This is a genomic window from Rhodococcus sp. B7740, from assembly GCF_000954115.1.
GTDB lineage: Bacteria > Actinomycetota > Actinomycetes > Mycobacteriales > Mycobacteriaceae > Rhodococcoides.
This window is the reverse complement of record NZ_CP010797.1, coordinates 4159779-4176968: the sequence shown is the minus strand read 5'-3', so window position 1 is coordinate 4176968 and position 17190 is coordinate 4159779. Positions and strand designations below refer to the sequence as shown.

The window sequence follows — 17190 nt, the reverse complement described above, 5'->3', positions numbered from 1 at the left end:
ACTCACAGTACTTCCACGGGTTCGATCGTTACCGCGCTATCGTGCGACTGTCGCCTCGGAACTCTGCGACCAGCTCACCTCGACACGACACCGACACGTCGTACAGCCCGTTGCGGCCGAACCTCGCACGCTCGACGGCGTCCGCGACCAGGACGTCGCCGGTCTTCGTCGGACGCAGGTAACGAATGTCGCAGCGGGCTGCGACGGCCGAGTCCTCGTGGGAGTTGCAGGCCATCGCGAACGTGGTGTCCGCCAACAGGAACACGTAGCCGCCGTGGGTGATGGCGTATCCGTTGACCATGTCCTCGGTGACGACCATCGACATCCTGGCATGCCCGGGTGACAGCTCGATCAGCTCGATTCCGAGCTTGCGCGATGCTGCATCGACCTCGAACATCTCTCGAGCGATCTTCGAATCCGTCACGGCTGCAACACCGATCGCTCGTTCTGGGTGAACATCGTGACGCCACCGGTCGCGAAGTTGCGCAGATCCTTGCCTGCCGCCTTCATCTCTGGCGAGGCCAAGCCGGTCTTCAGCGATGCCTCGTCCGCGAAGTACAGGCTGGCGATCGCGTAGTACGGCGGCGGTGAATCGTCGAGTGAGTCGAGCGTGCCCCAGGTGAAGTCGATCAGACCGGGGACGGCGCGAGCGAGGGGCACGTGCACCTCGGAGTAGTGACGATCGAATGCGTCAGTATCCTCGGGCATTCCGTAACAGACCGCGACTCGCATGCTCATGATGCGGCCTCGGGCTTCGCGACGAGAGTGAGAACATCGTACGTGGCGACCGGGTCACCGTCCTGGTTGACGACCACTGCGTCCCAACGCACCTCACCGTAATCGGCACTCTGACGCGGAGTGATCAATTTGGCGGTCAGTGTCACCGTCAATGAATCCTCGGCCTTGACGGGCGTCAGGAAGCGCAGGTTGTCGACGCCGAAGTTCGCCAGGACGGGGCCCGGTGCCGGGTCGACGAACAGACCGGCTGCCAGCGAGACCACCAGGTAGCCGTGCGCGACGATTCCGCCGAACAACGGGTTGGCCGCTGCTGCTTCGGGATCGGTGTGTGCGTAGAAGGTGTCGCCGGTGAACTCGGCAAAGTGGTCGATGTCGGCGCGGGTGACCTGTCGTGGGCCACCGATGATCGTGTCGCCCAGTGTCAGCTCGCCCAGGTTCTTACGGAACGGATGAACGTCGCCGGTGGTCTGCTGCGCGCCGGTGACCCACTTGTTGCCGACCGCCGTCAGCACGTCAGGGGTTCCCTGAATTGCGGTGCGCTGCATGTGGTGCAGCACGCCGCGGATACCACCGAGTTCTTCACCGCCGCCCGCTCGGCCCGGACCGCCGTGCACCAGTACCGGTAGTGGCGAGCCGTGGCCTGTGGATTCCTTGGCGTCCTCGGAGTTCAGGACCAGGATGCGGCCGTGGTACGGCGCACTGCCCAGCACGACCTCGCGGGCGATCGCAGCGTCCTTGGTCACCAGAGATGCAACCAGAGAACCCTTTCCGCGGGCCACCAGATCGAGCACGTCTGCAGTGCTGTCGTATCCGATGACGGTCGAGACAGGACCGAAGGCCTCGATCTCGTGCGGTTCGGTGGCGGCTTTGTCACCGACCTTCAGCAACACCGGTGCCATGAACGCACCCGCTCGCTGATCCACCGTCTCCGGGTCGCCGAACACCACAGTGGCGGACTTGGTCAGTCCACGAATGGATTTGAGGACCTCGTCGCGCTGGTCGATGCTGGCCAACGCTCCCATGGTGACGCCATCGTCCTGCGGGTCACCGACGACCACCGTGTCGAGCTTGGCCTTCAGCGCCTCGATGACGGGCTCGACCGAGTCCTGCGGCACCAACACGCGGCGGATGGCAGTGCACTTCTGGCCGGCCTTGGCCGTCATCTCGGTGAAGACACCTTTGACGAACAGGTCGAACTCCGGATCACTCTGTGTCACATCCGAACCCAGGATGGATGCGTTCAGCGAGTCCGCCTCGGCCGTGAAGTGCAGTCCCTCACCGACGACGTTGGGGTGTGAGCGCAGGGTCGCTGCGGTGTCGGCCGATCCGGTGAACGCCACCGAGTCCTGACCACCGAGATGGTCGAGCACGCCGCGGGCGCTGCCACACAGCAGCTGTACCGAGCCCTCGGGTAGCAGCCCCGACTCGATGATCCGCCGGAACACCAGCTCGGTGAGGTATGCAGTTTGGCTGGCGGGCTTGACGATCGACGGCACGCCCGCGATGAACGCGGGTGCCAGCTTTTCGAGGAAGCCCCAGACGGGGAAGTTGAAGGCGTTGATCTGCACGGCGACACCGCGCCGCGAGGTGTAGATGTGCTGACCGAGGAAGGTGCCCTTCTTGCCGAGCTGCTCGATGGCGCCGTCGAGGTAGACCGTCTCGTTGGGGAGTTCGCGTCGAGCCTTGCTCGCATAGCTCAGCACGGTTCCGAATCCGCCGTCGATGTCGACGCCGGAATCGCGAGTGGTGGCTCCGGTGTGCCGGGAGAGTTGGTAGAACTCCTCTTTCCCGGCCAGCAACGTCAGGCCCAGTTGCTTGAGCAGCGCCGCGCGTTCGTGGAACGTCAGGGCTGCGAGCGCGGACCCTCCGACGGTGCGGGCGTAATCGACCATGCCCGCGACGTCGAGACCGCTGGATGACACCCGGGCGATCTCACTGCCGTCGACTGCGCTCAGCAGCGGCGTTCCCTCGTCGGTCGCGGAATACCACGTGCCCTGGGCATAGCTTTCCAGAAGTCTGCTCACAACGCCTCCATCTCACCGTACGTTCGGTCGGTAATTACCATCGCCGCCGAACGCCGAGAAGTCAAGACTTGCGTTGCTACGTGCGGCGCAGTCCGTCGAAGGTCAGCGCGACCACGGCGTCGGCCAGTTCTTCGACGGATCCGCCGGTGCGCGGGCGATACCACTCGATGAGCGAGTTGACCGTGCCGAACACGAGCTTGGACGCCAGAGCCGGATCCACCCCTGGACGCAGGTCGCCCTCTTCGGCGGCGGCGACCACGAGTCCGGTGACGAACGAATCGAACTCGCGGCGACGGGCGAGCGCCCGACGCTCGACATCGGTGTTGCCGCGGACGCGCAGAAGCAGCGTGACGTAGGGCAGCTCTGCACACAGGATGTCCACGCTGCGACGCACCAGGTATTCGAGCCGGTCGATGTACCGCCCGGTCGTGGCCCGATCCTCGGTCGTCACCGCGAACAGTGCATTGAGAGCCCGCGACAGGGCGAGTTCGAGAAGCTCCGACTTGCCGGATACATGGTGGTAGATCGAGGACTTGGTGATACCGAGCCGCTTCGCCAGAACCTCCATGCTGGTGCCGTCGTACCCACGGTCGTTGAAGACCTTGACCGCCACGGCCAGCAGTGAATCCAGATCGTATCCGGGCCGGCCCGGCATGCCGGTCTTGCGCGGCGCGCGTGCGGTTGTCATGTCCACATCTTCTCAGCCGAAGGCCGATTCCACAGCACCATGGGCAGCAGCCCTTGCCAAACGACCGAATGTTCGGTTATTAATGACGCAACCGTACGAAGGAGTTCCCAGTGGGCGAAGTATTTCTCGTGGCCGGTGCGCGCACGCCGCACGGACGCTACGGCGGCGCACTGTCGACCGTGCGTCCCGACGACCTGGCGGGGATCGTGGTCGCCGAGGCCGTCCGCCGAGCCGGCGTGCCCGTCGATCGAATCGACGAGGTGATTCTCGGTGCCGCGAACCAGGCGGGCGAGGACAATCGTGACGTGGCGAGAATGGCAGTTCTGCTCGCAGGACTCCCCCACACAGTGCCGGGCTACACCGTCAACCGACTGTGCGCGAGCGGACTGACGGCAGTGGCCAACGCCGCGAGCACCATCCGCAGCGGTGAGGCCGACATCGTCGTCGCCGGTGGCGTCGAGTCCATGACCCGCGCGCCCTGGGTCATGGCGAAGCCGGGGACGGCGTGGGCCAAGCCCGGAGACATCTTCGACACCGCCCTCGGCTGGCGATTCACCAATCCGACCTTCGCTGCGCACGACGCGGGGACCGACCCCAAGATCACCCTGTCGATGGGCGAGACGGCCGAGGAGGTCGCGCTCAGCGAGGGCATCACCCGCGCCGAGTCCGACGCCTTCGCCTTCCGCAGCCAGCAGCGTGCCATCGCTGCTCAGGATGCCGGACGCTTCGCCGACGAGATCGTGCCCGTCTCGACCAAGAACGGAGACGTCACCCAGGACGAGACACCGCGGCGCGGAACCACATTGGAGAAACTCGGCACGCTGAAGACCGTCTTCCGCAAGGACGGCATCGTCACTGCGGGCACTTCGTCGCCGTTCACCGACGGTGCGTCGGCGCTGGTGGTGGCGTCGGAGGAAGCCGTGAAGAAGTACGGCCTCGAGGTTCGTGGCCGCATCGTCACCAGCGCCAGCGCCGGTATCGCACCGCACATCATGGGGCTCGGGCCGGTGCCGTCGACACAGAAGGCGCTCGCTCGCGCCGGGTGGTCGGCCGACGACCTCGGTGCCGTCGAACTCAACGAGGCCTTCGCAGCCCAGTCGCTCGGCGTCATCCGGCAGTTGAAGCTGAACGAGGACATCGTCAATGCCGACGGCGGGGCCATCGCTCTCGGCCATCCTCTCGGCTCGTCCGGCGCGCGAATCCTGTTGACGCTGTTGGGCCGGATGGAACGCGAGAAGGCGTCCCGCGGACTCGCGACGCTCTGCGTCGGCGTCGGGCAAGGCGTGTCGATGTTGATCGAGGCACCGTGAACACACTCGTCGTCGAGGAGCGGACCGACCGCGTCATCGTGACGTTGGCCCGTGTGAAGCAGCGCAATGCGATCGATGCCGAGATGATCGGTGAGTTGCACGAGGTGTGCGGGCTCGTGGAGCAGGATCCGAAGATCGTGATCCTGACCGGCGCGGGCGAGCACTTCGCCGGGGGTGCCGACATCAATCAGCTGCGCGCCCGTACCCGCGACGACGCATTGCGCGGCATCAACCGAAACCTGTTCGACCGCTTTGCCGCATTGCCCCTGCCGACGATCGCCGCGGTGCGGGGTTACGCCCTCGGCGGTGGGGCCGAACTGTCGTACGCCTGCGACATCCGTATCGCGTCGCCGACGGCCGTGTTCGGCAATCCCGAACCGGGGCTGGGCATCATGGCTGCCGCCGGGGCCAGCTACCGCTTGCCGACGTTGGTGGGTGTATCCGTCGCGAAGCAGGTTCTCCTCGGTGGCCGAACGCTCGACGCCGAGGTGGCACTCCGCTCCGGCCTGGTGCTGGACGTCGTCGACGAGCCGTTGGCTGCCGCCCATGCCCTGGCCGATCGCATCGCCAAGCAAGCACCCCTGGCGCTGACGCTGACCAAAAAGATCCTCGATGCACCCGGTTCGCACCCGTGGGCCGACGACATCGCGCAGGCCGTGCTGTTCGAGACCGAAGACAAACAACGCCGGATGACGGCATTTCTGGAGAAGAAAAAATGACCGCTCCCGTGAAAGTGGCTGTCGTCGGCGGAGGACGGATGGGTGCAGGGATCGCGCAGGTCTTCGCGGCGCTCGGATCCACCGTCGTCATCGCCGAAGCCGCCGATCAGCAGGCCGCTCTCGGTCGAGTCGAGACGGGCTTGGCTCGGGCGCACGAGCGCGGCAAGCTCAGCGAGGACCCGTCGGCCATTCTCGCCCGGGTCTCCACGGTCGCGGGGCCGTCCGACCTGCCTGCCGAGCTCGACCTGATTGTCGAAGCGGTGCCCGAGATCCCGTCGCTCAAGATCGAGGTGCTCGCCCTCGTCGACAAGATCGCCGGGCCCCAGACCGTCATCGCGTCGAACACGAGCTCGATCTCCATCGCCGAACTCGGTGCGGCACTCAGTGATCCGAGCCGCTTCGTCGGGATGCACTTCTTCAACCCGGTCCCGGCGTCGACTCTCGTCGAGATCGTGCGCGCGCCGGCCACATCCCCGGACGTGGTGGAGCGAGTACGGCAGTGGGTGTCGCTGCTGGGCAAAACCGAGGTGCTCGTCAACGACTCCCCCGGATTCGCGACGTCACGGCTCGGGGTTTGCCTGGGGCTCGAAGCCATTCGGATGCTGGAGGAGGGCGTCGCCGACGCCGAATCCATCGACCGCGCCATGGAACTCGGTTACAAGCACCCGATGGGTCCGCTGCGGTCGACCGACCTCGTCGGGTTGGACGTTCGGCTCGCGATCGCAGAACACCTGGCGTCGACACTCGGCGACAGGTTCACACCCCCGCAGTTGTTGCGAGACATGGTTGCTCGCGGCGACATCGGACGCAAGTCCGGTCGCGGCTTTCACGATTGGACGAACGCATGACGGTACGGTTCGACATCACCGACGGCCTGGCGACCATCACCCTCGCTCGCTCCGAGGCACACAACGCCCTCGACGTGACGACAAAAGTCGCGCTGGCGGAGGCCGTCCAGAACGCTGCCGCACCCGAGGTGCGCGCAGTACTCATCACCGCCGAGGGCAAGAACTTCTGCGTCGGTCAGGATCTGGGTGAGCATGTCACCGCACTCGAAGCAGACCCGGCCACGGCGATGGATACCGTCGGCGAGCACTACAACCCGGTCATCCGAGGGCTCGCTGCGCTCGACGTGCCGATCGTCGTGGCGATCCCCGGTGCCTGCGTCGGCGCCGGTCTCGGAATCGCGCTCGCAGGAGATATTCGGGTCGCGGGCACCAAGTCGACGTTCGCGACGGCGTTCACCGGCATCGGCTTGGCCAGTGACTCGGGATTGAGTTTCACTCTGGTCGAGGCACTCGGATCGAGCCGGGCCGCGGGTCTGATGCTGCTCGGCGACAGGGTCACCGCCGCGCAGGCCCTCGACTGGGGCCTGATACATCGCGTCGTCGACGACGCCGACGTTCTCGAGACAGCGCGCACGCTGGCCGCGTCCCTCGCAGCCGGACCGACCCAGGCCTACAAGCAGGTCAAGTCGCTGATCGCGCGCTCCGGACTGTCCGACGCCCTGGACCGCGAGGCGCAGGCACAGACCGCCCTGGGCCAGACCGCCGACCACAAGGCCGCCGTGGACGCGTTCCTGAACAAGACGAGAGCCTCCTTCGTCGGCATGTGAGCGGAAGTTCGACCCCTGCTACGAATTTCCGTGCACGTGCGGCGTAGCCGCTCTCACCGCACTTGTGCCGGGGGTCACTCCGATGCATACTGGTTACCAACCGATCATTCGGTAATGAAAGTAGGACTTATGACCACGTCAAACACCTTGTCGACCGAGACGCTGCAGGATGAATTCGACGACACCGTCGCCCGCGAACAGCGCGTCGAGCCACGTGACTGGATGCCCGACGGCTATCGCAAGTCGCTCATTCGCCAGATCGCTCAGCATGCGCACTCCGAGATCATCGGAATGCAGCCGGAGGGAAACTGGCTCACCCGCGCACCCTCACTGCGCCGCAAGGCGATCCTGATGGCCAAGGTGCAGGACGAAGCCGGTCACGGCCTCTACCTCTACTCCGCGGCGGAGACGCTCGGAGCGGACCGCGCCGACCTGACGGTCAAGCTCATCGAGGGCAAGCAGAAGTACTCCTCGATCTTCAATTACCCCACCCTGACGTACGCCGACGTGGGCACCATCGGCTGGCTCGTCGACGGTGCAGCGATCTGCAACCAGGTTCCCTTGTGCCGCAGCAGTTTCGGGCCGTATGCGCGCGCGATGATCCGCGTCTGCAAGGAAGAGTCCTTCCACCAGCGACAGGGTTACGAACTGCTCGCGACGATGATGCGCGGAACCGACGAACAGCGCGCCATGGTTCAGGAATCGGTGAACCGCTGGTGGTGGCCGGCACTGATGATGTTCGGCCCGCCGGACGACGAGTCCCCCAACACCGAGCAGTCCATGAAGTGGGGCATCAAGCGTCACACCAACGACGAACTGCGCCAACGCTTCGTCGACATGTCGATCCCGCAGGCGAAGGCCCTCGGAGTCACGTTCCCCGACCCGGACCTGAAGTGGAACGAAGAACGCAAGTCGCACGATTTCGGCGAGCCCGACTGGTCCGAGTTCATGCAGGTGATCAAGGGCAACGGCGCCTCCAACGTCGAGCGCATCGCGAACCGCCGCGCAGCGCACGAGGACGGCGCCTGGGTTCGCGAGGCCGCAACCGCATTCGCAGCAAGGAACGCATCATGACGGAATTCACCGCAGAGGGCGGACACGGCGCAGTACCCACCGACACTGTGCCGGTCGAACCGAAAAGGGAAGCAGTAAAAGCCGATTGGCCGCTGTACGAGGTGTTCCTACGCGGCAAGCGCGGCCTGAACCACGTGCACGTCGGATCGCTCCACGCCGCCGACGACCACATGGCCCTGCGACACGCGCGCGACGTCTACACCCGTCGCAACGAAGGCGTCAGCATCTGGGTGGTCCCGTCCAACTCGATCGTTGCGTCGTCGCCGTCGGAGAAGGATCCGTTCTTCGCGCCGAGTGGCGACAAGGTGTACCGCCACCCCACGTTCTACGAGATCCCCGACAACGTTCCCCACATGTGAGACCCACTCTGCAAGAGGACAAGCACTCATGACCGATCACGACAACGCCTACGAGGGCCTCGTCGACGAGAATTCGCACGGGCAGTGGGCCTTCGGAACAAGTTTCGACGACCCACTTGCCGGGGTCGACACCACCATCCCGGACGACGTCGACCCGAAAGCTCTTGCCGCGTACTGCCTCATGCTCGGCGACGACGCGCTGATCAGCTCACAGCGTCTCGCTCAGTGGAGCACCCGCGCGCCCGAACTCGAAGAAGAAGTCGCTCTGGCCAACGTCGGACTCGACCTCCTCGGCCAGGCCAGGCTGCTACTGGCCCGCGCAGCCAAGGCCGATCCCACGGTCGTGCCGTTCATTTCGGACACCTCCCCCGCACCGGCCGAGGATGCACTCTCGTTCTTCCGGGACGAAGCCGATTTCCGGAACGTGCGGCTCACCGAACTCGACAACGGGGACTTCGCCAAGTCGCAGGTTCGCCTGCTGGTCTTCTCGACGTGGCGGCTCGCGGTGTTCGCACGGCTGACCGACTCCCGCGACCCCGTGCTCGCCGCTGTCGCGAACAAGGGAGTCAAAGAGCTGACCTACCATCGTGATTACGCAGCGCGCTGGGTCGTCACCCTGGGGTGCGGAACCGACGAATCGAAGCGACGCGTCCGCGAGGCAGTCACCCGTATCTGGCCCTACGTCTCCGAACTGTTCGTCCCGACCGACGAGGAGATCGCTCTGGCGAAGGTCGGGGTCGGCGTCGACCCTCGCACTGTCGGCGAAGAATTCGATTCCGTTCTCGCGCAGGTACTGCACGCAGCCGAACTCGAGGCCCCCGAGGGCAAGTCGGTCGGCACCATCGGCGGCCGCGGCGGTAGGCGCGGAATCCACACCGAGGCCTTCGGCCCCCTCGTCGCCGAGATGCAGGTCGTGGCGAGAGCGCATCCGGAGGGAGTCTGGTGACCACTCTCGAACGAGCAGCGCGTGAGATCGCAGCCACCGTCATGGATCCCGAGATGCCGCTGCTCACCCTCGACGACCTCGGAGTCCTGCGTGACGTCGAGGTACGCGAGAACGGAAGCGTGCTCGTCACCATCACCCCGACGTACTCGGGATGCCCGGCGATGGCGACGATGCGCGACGACATCGCGCACAAACTGCACGATCACGGCTACTCCGACGTCGAGATCGTCACCAGTCTCAGCCCCGCGTGGAGCACCGACTGGATCTCCGAGGAAGGGCTGCGCAAGCTCCGCGAATCCGGCTACTCCGTGCCCGGCCCGGCTCCGGCCCGAACGACCGGACCGGTCCCGTTGACGCTCACCGTGAAGCCACGCCGAATCAACTGCCCTCAGTGCGGTTCCGCGAACACCCGGCTCACATCCGAGTTCGGTGCCACCCTCTGCAAAGCCCAGTACCGGTGCGACGACTGCCTGGAGCCCTTCGACCACGTGAAGGAAATCTGATGACCGTCACCGCTGCACCCGTACAGAAGAATCTGCGGAACAAGCCCTTTCACACGTTGACCGTCGCCGACGTCGAGTCACTGTGCGACGACGCCGTGGCCGTCACCTTCGACGTCCCCGAGGACCTGCGCGAGGAGTTCGACTTTCGCCCCGGTCAATCGCTGATGCTCAGTCGTACGGTCGACGGCGTCGAACATCGTCGTTCGTATTCCATCTGCGCTGCCGCCGGTACGCGACCACGCGTCGGCGTTCGCGAGGTCACCGACGGTCTGTTCTCGTCGTGGCTCGTCCACGAGGTCAAAGCGGGCGACCGTATCGACGTCCAAGGACCCACCGGCAATTTCCACGCAGACCCCGCTGCAGGTGGCAGGCACGTTCTCATCGCGGCCGGCTCGGGCATCACCCCGATGCTGTCGATCGCCGCTTCGGTGTTGGCGAACCCCGACGCCGAAGTGGTTCTGCTGTACGGTAATCGGCGGACCCGAACGGTGATGTTCGCCGAGGAGATCGCGGACCTGAAGGACCAGTACGGCAGCCGGTTCGACGTCATTCACGTGCTGTCCAGGGAGCCTCGCGAGGTCGAACTGTTCAGCGGAAGACTCGACGCGCAGCGACTGCGCGAGATACTCGACACGGTCGTCGCCACACCGGATATCGATCATTTCTGGTTGTGTGGCCCGTTCGGGATGGTCACCGATGCCCAACAGGTTCTCGGAGACCTCGGTGTGGCGAAGACCAGCATCCACGCCGAACTCTTCTACGTCGACGATGTCCCGCCACCCCAGGAGAAGCATCGCGAACCCGGCGTGACCGGACCGAGCAGCGAGGTCACGATCACCCTCGACGGCCGCTCCGTGACGGGCACTCTCCCCCAGGACGAGTCGATCCTCGATTCCGGTGAGCAGCTGCGCTCCGACCTTCCCTTCGCCTGCAAGGGCGGCGTGTGCGGCACCTGCCGCGCAAAGGTCACCAGCGGTGACGTGGACATGCGTCGCAACTACGCCCTCGAAGACAACGAGGTCGCTGCCGGCTTCGTGCTCACCTGCCAGACCTACCCACTCAGCGACACCGTCACCGTCGACTTCGACGCCTGAGACCACGAGAGAGCAATCATGACCAGTGTGCTGTCCGCCCCCACAGACACCCCCGACATCGAATTCGCGTCTCGCGATCGGATCTCCACCCTGCAGTTGGAGCGCCTGCAGTGGTCACTGCAGCACGCCTACGACAACGTTCCGCATTACAAGAAGGCCTTCGACGACGCGGGGGTGCACCCGACCGATCTGAAGGACCTGTCGGATCTCGCGAAGTTCCCCTTCACCGCCAAAAAGGATCTACGCGAGAACTACCCCTTCGGCATGTTCGCCGTCCCGCAGAACCAGGTCTCGCGCATCCACGCGTCCTCGGGCACCACCGGCCGACCGACCGTCGTCGGCTACACCGCGAACGACATCAGCAATTGGGCGGACCTCATCGCTCGTAGCCTTCGCGCCGGCGGGGTGAAGCCGTCCGACAAGGTGCACGTCGCCTACGGATACGGACTCTTCACCGGCGGTCTCGGCGCGCACTACGGCGCAGAACGATTGGGCTGCACCGTCATCCCGATGTCGGGTGGTATGACCGATCGTCAGATTCAGCTCATCGAGGACTTCGAGCCCGACGCCATCATGGTCACGCCGTCCTACATGCTCACCATCGTGGACGCGATGGTCAAGAAGGGCATCGATCCAGCGAAGACGTCCCTGCGGACCGGTGTCTTCGGCGCGGAGCCGTGGACCGAGGAGATGCGCAAGGAGATCGAGAAGACCCTCGACATGGACGCCGTCGACATCTACGGCCTGTCCGAGGTCATGGGCCCGGGCGTCGCGATGGAATGCGTCGAAACCAAGGACGGACTCCACATCTGGGAGGATCATTTCTACCCGGAGGTCATCGACCCGGTGACCGGCGAAGTCCTGCCCGACGGTGAGGAGGGTGAACTGGTGTTCACTTCGCTGTCCAAGGAAGCGATGCCGATCATCCGTTACCGGACTCGGGATCTGACCCGTCTGCTGCCCGGAACGGCTCGCACGATGCGTCGGATGCAGAAGGTCACCGGCCGTACCGACGACATGATCATCCTGCGTGGAGTCAACCTGTTCCCGACACAGATCGAGGAGCTGATTCTGACGGTTCCCGCCCTGGCACCGCAGTTCCAGTGTGTGCTCGAGCGCGCAGGCCGCATGGACTCGATGACGGTACTGGTCGAAGCCCGTCCCGACGCCCCGCTCGACGCGCATTCGGTGGCAGCGGCGACGTTGAAGAAGCTGGTCAAGGATCGCATCGGAGTCAGTGTTGGAGTCGATGTCGTCGCACCGGCTGCCCTCGAGCGTTCGATCGGCAAGGCTCGCCGTCTGATCGACAACCGTCCAGCCGTATGACATGAGCCCGGTGGCACAGAGTTTCGAGCAATGGCGCGAGAACGTCTCGACGGCATTCGTGCCGCTGGACGCTGTGTCCACCGGGCCGTCGTCGTTCGAGGGCACACTGGTGTCGTCGACGCTGGGGGCCTTGCAACTGAGCGAGGTGACCGGCCGCGAGGTCGACGTCCGGCGGACCCGCGCGACTATCCGGCGGGCCGATCCGGGCTTGATCAAGGTCGGTCTGCAGCTGACGGGGCGCGGCACGATCGTTCAGAACGAGCGCGAGGCCGTGCTGACCCCGGGTGACTTCGCGGTGTACGACACCAGCGCCCCGTACGAGCTGCATTTCGCCGGCAATTTCGAGATGTTCGTCGTGATGTTCCCGCGTCGAGAACTGCGTATCGACTCTCGGGAACTGACCACTGTGGCGGCGCGGTGCATCGAGGGTGCCCGCGGCGTTGGCGCGTTGGTGTCGCCTTTTCTGCATACCCTGCGCCGCAACGCCCTCGACGGCACTCTGCCCACCACGCCGATGCTCGAGCACGCGGTACTCGATCTTCTCGGTGCCGCTCTCGACGACGCAGCACCCCACGAGGCTCCGGGTTCGACACTGCTGATCGAGGCCAAGGGCCTCGTCGAATCGCACCTGTCCGATCCCTCGCTGTCCACGGCCTCTCTCGCTGCGCGCCTGCATATTTCGACGCGCTACCTACAGAAACTCTTCGAGTCCGACGGTCGCACGGTGGCTGGGTGGATCAGATCCAGGCGGCTCGATCGCTGCCATCGCGATCTCCGCGACCCTCGATTCGCCGCGGATAGCATCGGAACCATCTGTGCGCGTCACGGTTTGATCGATTCCTCGAACTTCTCGAAACTGTTCAAGGAGACGTACGGGATGTCACCGCGGGAGTATCGCGCCGGGTGAGCGGGGCCGGCGCATCCTCCGCAGGCCCCGCCCGTAGGGTCTAGCTCCCCAGAATCAGATCTGAGGCCCGCTCACCGACCATGATGGACGGCGCGTTGGTGTTGCCCGACGGCACGGTGGGCATCATCGACGCGTCCGCGACCCGCAGCCCTTCGACGCCGCGCACTCGAAGATTCGCTCCGACAACAGCATTGGGATCCGAGTCCGCACCCATCTTGCAGGTGCCGACCTGATGGTGGTACGTGCCGGCGGTCTGTCGAACATAGGCCCGCAGGTCGTCGCGTGTGCGCGCACTCGGCCCCGGAACCACCTCGGCCTTCCGCCACGGCGCGAACGCGTCGGATGCACCGATCTCACGGCAGATCTCCACCGCGTCGACCATCGCTTCGAGGTCGTACGGATCGGCCAGAATGTTCGGATCCGCCAGCGGCAGTTCGCTCGGGTCCGATGACGCCAACCGCAACGTCCCGCGCGAGCGGGGAGCGACGATGCCGGGTGCGATGGTGTAACCGTTCTCGGGCACCGGGTAGCCGTCTGCCGGGTACGGAATGTGCATGAACAGGGGCTGCAGATCCGGTGCAGCGCCGGCCCATCCATTGCTGCGGGCGTAGAGCTGCGCCTCGAGCAGATTGTTCGTACCGGCTGCGAGCGGCGCGAGGGACTCGTAGATGTTGCTCAGCAGCAGGTGGTCGTGCAGATTCTCGCCAACACCCGGCAGGTCCACGACCGTGTCGATCCCGAGTTCGGCCAAGTGCGAGGCCGGTCCGATTCCACTGAGCAGCAACGTCTTCGGTGATCCGAGAGCTCCACCGCAGAGGATCACCTCGTGATCCGCGAACAATCGCTCCACCTCGGAACCCCCGCGGCTGTACTCGATTCCCACCGCACGGCCGTTCTCGAGAACCACCCGGTGAACGAGTGCCCCGGTGGTGACAGTCAGGTCAGGATGCCCGATCACCGGGCCTACGAAGCTCTTCCACGCACTCATCCGTTCGCCGTCGCGAGTAGTGGTGTGGTTGTAGCCGGCACCCACCATCTCGTCGGCGTTGAAATCGTCGATCAGCTTGTGCCCGTGTTCGACTGCCGCATCGACGAAGGCCGCAGCAAGCGGATGCGGGGTACCCATGATGGACACCGGCAGTGGCCCGTCGCCGCCGTGGAACTCGTTGGCCCCGAGTTCGTGTGACTCCGAACGCTTGAACAGCGGCAGCACGTTCTCCCAGGCCCACCCGGCATCGCCGGTTGCGGACGCCCACCCGTCGTAGTCGCTGGAATGTCCTCGTACGTAGATCATTCCGTTGAGGGACGAGCTGCCGCCGAGTACGCGTCCGCGCGGCCAGAAGATCCGGCGATCGTTGGCGTGCTTCTGCGGGGTGGTGAACAGTCCCCAGTCCTGCGAGCCGCCCAACAGCGTGGGCCAGCCCTGCGGTGAGTGGATCGCCGGATCGGTATCCACAGGTCCGGCCTCGATCACGTGCACGGTGTGTCCTGCATCGAGCAGCCTCCTGGCGATGACGCTTCCTGCTGATCCTGCTCCCACTACGATGTAATCCGTCGACATGCGCTCCCTCTTTCTGATGTGACCGTCGACACAACAGTCGCCGATCGTCGAGACGGAAACATGTCACTGAGCGCACACATTCTGGGTCAGACGCGCCCTCGTTCAATGGCGAACCCACGCGGAGGCGCGGTAGACCTCCACACCCCCGACCACGGTCGAGACAACGGCGACCGACGGAATGTCGTGCGGATCCATCGCAGCGAGGTCACCGTCGAGAATGCACAGGTCGGCCACCTTTCCCGGCTCGAGCGAGCCCTTCCAATACTCGGCGAAGTCCTGCCACGCTGCATTGATCGTGTACGTACGTATCGCGTCGGCCAAACCGATGGTCTGCTCCGGCCCGCTGACTCTGCCCGACGCCCGGCTCTCCCGCAGCATCATCGTCGAGATGCCTTGCCTCCAGTCGGGTGTGGTGACCGGCGCATCGGACGAGCTCATCAATGCCACTCCCGACTCGACGGCACTTCGGTACGGCCACTCGTACGCCGCTCTCTCGACGCCGACGACACCCTCTTCGAGATCGGCGATCGTCCACTTGATCGTGGGGTTCATGTTGACGCCGATATTGTGCTCGGCCAGGAGCGCGAGTGTCTGCGCACTGATGAAGTCTCCGTGAATGAGGTAGTGCCGCGCATCGTCACGCGGATGGGACGTCTGTGCCGCGATCAACGCGTCGGCAACCGTATCGATGGCTCGATCACCGGTGACGTGCACGCCGATCTGATGCCCCGCTTCGTGTCCGACCCGAATCATCTCGGTCACCTCGTGTACCCGACGCTCGTCGGTGTCACCGCCCACGCACAGTGACCCGCAGCCGCCGCCGACGTACTCCTGGTGCATCCATGCCGTCTTGCTGGGCGGAATACCGTCGGCGAATACCTTCACGCCGAGGATCCTGAACATGCGCGGATCCACGGTCGACGGCGGCTCCATCGCGCTGAGGTTGCGGTCGAATTCCGCGGCTGTTCCGCTCATTCCGGTGGGAAGCATCAGGGCCGAGACTCGAATCCCGAGCTCCCCCGACGCGGCGAGATCGGCGTAGATGGACAGGCCCTCCTCACCCATCGCACCGCCGGCCAGATCTTCGCCGCCCGGCCCGAGTGCCGGGTCGGTGAAACTGGTGATTCCTTCTCGCTGCAGGATGGAGATCGCGGACCGCACTGCTTCCGTTCGCCTTTCGCGTGTGAGCTTCGGCAGAGCAGACTGGACGAGACTCTGGGCGCCCTCCTGCAGGATGCCGATCAGGCGGCCGGACGGCTCCGTCGGCATCACTCCACCGTCCGGCACCACCGTCTTCTCGTCGACGCCGGCCCGCTCCAGCGCGGCAGAGTTCACCCACGAGACATGGCGGGAGAAGTCCTGCAGGAACACCGGATTGTCGGGCGAAACGGCATCCAGATCGAATCGAGTCGGTCGAACCGCCGGATCGGACACGCACTCGTCCAGATATCCCTCGTCCCAACCTGTTCCGACGATCCACTCACCGGGCTCCGCCTTCGCCACCGAACCGGCCACCGCGTCGACCACGTCGGCGATGGATCGGACGGTCGGAAAGCTCAGGTCCAGCGACAGCGGCGGTGTGTCCAATCCGAAGGCCACCGCATGCAGGTGCGAATCGTTGATGCCCGGCAGAACTGTCTTACCTGCGAGATCGATTGTCACGGTGCGCGGCCCGACGAACTTGTCCATGTCCTCGTCGGTACCGGTGGCCAGGATCACGCCGTCGGCGATAGCGAGCGCACTCGCGATCGTGAACTCCGAGTCCACGACGAACACTGCGCCGTTGCGATAGACGATGTCTGCTGTAGTCATTGTTGTCTCCTGGATAGTGGAATCAGAAAGCTACGGGTGCCATTCCGAAGATCATGAGAAGGGAGCCGGCCGCCACCGGTCGTTCCGAGCGTCTCCGGTGAAACATGGTGATTGTCAGAGCGATCCATGCAACCAGCAGAACCAGAACTGCGATTCTCGGATCGAGACCGGCTCCGTGCCGGTGCATCGGCGCGGTGGAGCCTGAATCGGTTGCCGAATGGGTATGGAGCGAGGGCATCAGCAGCAGTAGGACCGCCATGCAGGTCAGGTCCACGACGCACGGACCGGACGGCGACGTCGGTGAAATACTGCCGGTCACATACAGAGCCGCGACGACGAGCGCGAGGCCCGCCGGAATCGCGATGGCGGCGTCCATGCCGAACATCGCCATCACCAGCATCACGACGCCCATGCACAGGTGTGCGACACGAATCCGTCCGGCACGGCTTCGATGTCCGACGACCGGCAGCACCGCACCGATCGCTCCGAGAATCATCGCCCCTGTCATGAGCAC

At 65.0% G+C, this 17190-nt stretch carries 18 protein-coding genes; 11 read left to right on the top strand and 7 right to left on the bottom strand.

Features of this window, described 5'->3' with window-relative positions:
• Nucleotides 1-28 precede the first annotated feature (28 nt).
• The 4 genes from paaI to NY08_RS19355 all read right to left on the bottom strand — a co-directional run bounded on the left by paaI (nucleotide 29) and on the right by NY08_RS19355 (nucleotide 3450).
• Nucleotides 29-397 (bottom strand): hydroxyphenylacetyl-CoA thioesterase PaaI, encoded by a 369-nt coding sequence (gene paaI, locus NY08_RS19370; protein ID WP_082074055.1) that lies wholly within the window; start codon nucleotides 395-397, stop codon nucleotides 29-31.
• 23 nt (nucleotides 398-420) lie between these two features.
• Nucleotides 421-738, bottom strand: a complete 318-nt coding sequence (locus NY08_RS19365) for an EthD family reductase (RefSeq protein ID WP_032395418.1) — start codon at nucleotides 736-738, stop codon at nucleotides 421-423.
• Nucleotides 735-2762, bottom strand: a complete 2028-nt coding sequence (gene paaZ / locus NY08_RS19360) for a phenylacetic acid degradation bifunctional protein PaaZ (RefSeq protein WP_045198188.1) — start codon at nucleotides 2760-2762, stop codon at nucleotides 735-737. The genes NY08_RS19365 and paaZ overlap by 4 nt, the downstream gene beginning before the upstream one ends.
• Nucleotides 2763-2838: 76 nt before the next feature.
• Nucleotides 2839-3450: a TetR/AcrR family transcriptional regulator gene (locus tag NY08_RS19355; protein ID WP_032395612.1), complete on the bottom strand. Its 612-nt coding sequence runs from the start codon at nucleotides 3448-3450 to the stop codon at nucleotides 2839-2841.
• A gap of 110 nt (nucleotides 3451-3560) precedes the next feature.
• Here NY08_RS19355 and NY08_RS19350 point away from each other — a divergent pair, with 110 nt between their 5' ends.
• From NY08_RS19350 to NY08_RS19300, 11 genes are all read left to right on the top strand, one after another.
• Nucleotides 3561-4760: a thiolase family protein gene (locus NY08_RS19350; RefSeq protein ID WP_045198186.1), complete on the top strand. Its 1200-nt coding sequence runs from the start codon at nucleotides 3561-3563 to the stop codon at nucleotides 4758-4760.
• Nucleotides 4757-5479, top strand: coding sequence for an enoyl-CoA hydratase/isomerase family protein (locus NY08_RS19345; protein WP_045198184.1), 723 nt, complete (start codon nucleotides 4757-4759; stop codon nucleotides 5477-5479). The genes NY08_RS19350 and NY08_RS19345 overlap by 4 nt, the downstream gene beginning before the upstream one ends.
• On the top strand, nucleotides 5476-6327 hold the full coding sequence (locus tag NY08_RS19340) for a 3-hydroxyacyl-CoA dehydrogenase family protein (protein ID WP_045198182.1): 852 nt from the start codon (nucleotides 5476-5478) through the stop codon (nucleotides 6325-6327). Before NY08_RS19345 ends, NY08_RS19340 begins: the two co-directional genes overlap by 4 nt.
• Nucleotides 6324-7094 (top strand): enoyl-CoA hydratase/isomerase family protein, encoded by a 771-nt coding sequence (locus NY08_RS19335; protein ID WP_045198180.1) that lies wholly within the window; start codon nucleotides 6324-6326, stop codon nucleotides 7092-7094. Before NY08_RS19340 ends, NY08_RS19335 begins: the two co-directional genes overlap by 4 nt.
• 129 nt (nucleotides 7095-7223) lie before the next feature.
• Nucleotides 7224-8168 carry a 1,2-phenylacetyl-CoA epoxidase subunit PaaA gene (gene paaA / locus NY08_RS19330; protein ID WP_032395424.1) on the top strand — a complete coding sequence of 315 codons (945 nt, stop codon included), beginning with the start codon at nucleotides 7224-7226 and terminating at the stop codon, nucleotides 8166-8168.
• Nucleotides 8165-8527 carry a 1,2-phenylacetyl-CoA epoxidase subunit PaaB gene (gene paaB, locus NY08_RS19325; RefSeq protein ID WP_045198178.1) on the top strand — a complete coding sequence of 121 codons (363 nt, stop codon included), beginning with the start codon at nucleotides 8165-8167 and terminating at the stop codon, nucleotides 8525-8527. The genes paaA and paaB overlap by 4 nt, the downstream gene beginning before the upstream one ends.
• A 28-nt stretch (nucleotides 8528-8555) precedes the next feature.
• On the top strand, nucleotides 8556-9473 hold the full coding sequence (paaC, locus tag NY08_RS19320; RefSeq protein ID WP_032395425.1) for a 1,2-phenylacetyl-CoA epoxidase subunit PaaC: 918 nt from the start codon (nucleotides 8556-8558) through the stop codon (nucleotides 9471-9473).
• A 41-nt stretch (nucleotides 9474-9514) separates the two neighbouring features.
• Nucleotides 9515-9976, top strand: a complete 462-nt coding sequence (gene paaD, locus NY08_RS19315; protein ID WP_045200789.1) for a 1,2-phenylacetyl-CoA epoxidase subunit PaaD — start codon at nucleotides 9515-9517, stop codon at nucleotides 9974-9976.
• Nucleotides 9976-11070 carry a 1,2-phenylacetyl-CoA epoxidase subunit PaaE gene (paaE, locus tag NY08_RS19310; protein ID WP_045198176.1) on the top strand — a complete coding sequence of 365 codons (1095 nt, stop codon included), beginning with the start codon at nucleotides 9976-9978 and terminating at the stop codon, nucleotides 11068-11070. Before paaD ends, paaE begins: the two co-directional genes overlap by 1 nt.
• Nucleotides 11071-11088: 18 nt before the next feature.
• Nucleotides 11089-12396, top strand: a complete 1308-nt coding sequence (gene paaK, locus NY08_RS19305; RefSeq protein ID WP_045198175.1) for a phenylacetate--CoA ligase PaaK — start codon at nucleotides 11089-11091, stop codon at nucleotides 12394-12396.
• A gap of 1 nt (nucleotide 12397) precedes the next feature.
• Entirely contained in the window at nucleotides 12398-13303 is a 906-nt protein-coding gene (locus NY08_RS19300; RefSeq protein WP_045198173.1) for a helix-turn-helix domain-containing protein, read from the top strand.
• A 40-nt stretch (nucleotides 13304-13343) separates the two neighbouring features.
• On the opposite strand, the gene NY08_RS19295 is transcribed toward NY08_RS19300, so the two are convergent.
• The 3 genes from NY08_RS19295 to NY08_RS19285 form a co-directional block, all read right to left on the bottom strand.
• A complete protein-coding gene (locus tag NY08_RS19295) occupies nucleotides 13344-14864 on the bottom strand; it encodes a GMC family oxidoreductase (protein WP_045198171.1) in 1521 nt (506 codons plus the stop codon).
• 102 nt (nucleotides 14865-14966) lie between these two features.
• The gene (locus NY08_RS19290) at nucleotides 14967-16676 is read right to left on the bottom strand and encodes an amidohydrolase (RefSeq protein WP_045198169.1); all 1710 of its coding nucleotides are present in this window, start codon (nucleotides 16674-16676) and stop codon (nucleotides 14967-14969) included.
• A gap of 22 nt (nucleotides 16677-16698) precedes the next feature.
• Nucleotides 16699-17184 carry a hypothetical protein gene (locus NY08_RS19285; RefSeq protein WP_045198167.1) on the bottom strand — a complete coding sequence of 162 codons (486 nt, stop codon included), beginning with the start codon at nucleotides 17182-17184 and terminating at the stop codon, nucleotides 16699-16701.
• Nucleotides 17185-17190 lie beyond the last annotated feature (6 nt).

What these genes read in the sequence shown, in the direction of transcription:
- paaA (WP_032395424.1), top strand. Translation starts at nt 7,224, where the DNA reads ATGACCACGTCAAACACCTTGTCGACCGAGACGCTGCAGGATGAATTC.
- NY08_RS19340 (WP_045198182.1), top strand. Translation starts at nt 5,476, where the DNA reads ATGACCGCTCCCGTGAAAGTGGCTGTCGTCGGCGGAGGACGGATGGGT.
- paaE (WP_045198176.1), top strand. Translation starts at nt 9,976, where the DNA reads ATGACCGTCACCGCTGCACCCGTACAGAAGAATCTGCGGAACAAGCCC.
- NY08_RS19300 (WP_045198173.1), top strand. Translation starts at nt 12,398, where the DNA reads ATGAGCCCGGTGGCACAGAGTTTCGAGCAATGGCGCGAGAACGTCTCG.
- paaK (WP_045198175.1), top strand. Translation starts at nt 11,089, where the DNA reads ATGACCAGTGTGCTGTCCGCCCCCACAGACACCCCCGACATCGAATTC.
- NY08_RS19290 (WP_045198169.1), bottom strand. Translation starts at nt 16,676, where the DNA reads ATGACTACAGCAGACATCGTCTATCGCAACGGCGCAGTGTTCGTCGTG.
- NY08_RS19355 (WP_032395612.1), bottom strand. Translation starts at nt 3,450, where the DNA reads ATGACAACCGCACGCGCGCCGCGCAAGACCGGCATGCCGGGCCGGCCC.
- paaI (WP_082074055.1), bottom strand. Translation starts at nt 397, where the DNA reads ATGTTCGAGGTCGATGCAGCATCGCGCAAGCTCGGAATCGAGCTGATC.
- NY08_RS19295 (WP_045198171.1), bottom strand. Translation starts at nt 14,864, where the DNA reads ATGTCGACGGATTACATCGTAGTGGGAGCAGGATCAGCAGGAAGCGTC.
- paaC (WP_032395425.1), top strand. Translation starts at nt 8,556, where the DNA reads ATGACCGATCACGACAACGCCTACGAGGGCCTCGTCGACGAGAATTCG.
- NY08_RS19365 (WP_032395418.1), bottom strand. Translation starts at nt 738, where the DNA reads ATGAGCATGCGAGTCGCGGTCTGTTACGGAATGCCCGAGGATACTGAC.
- paaD (WP_045200789.1), top strand. Translation starts at nt 9,515, where the DNA reads ATGGATCCCGAGATGCCGCTGCTCACCCTCGACGACCTCGGAGTCCTG.
- NY08_RS19335 (WP_045198180.1), top strand. Translation starts at nt 6,324, where the DNA reads ATGACGGTACGGTTCGACATCACCGACGGCCTGGCGACCATCACCCTC.
- paaB (WP_045198178.1), top strand. Translation starts at nt 8,165, where the DNA reads ATGACGGAATTCACCGCAGAGGGCGGACACGGCGCAGTACCCACCGAC.
- NY08_RS19285 (WP_045198167.1), bottom strand. Translation starts at nt 17,184, where the DNA reads ATGACAGGGGCGATGATTCTCGGAGCGATCGGTGCGGTGCTGCCGGTC.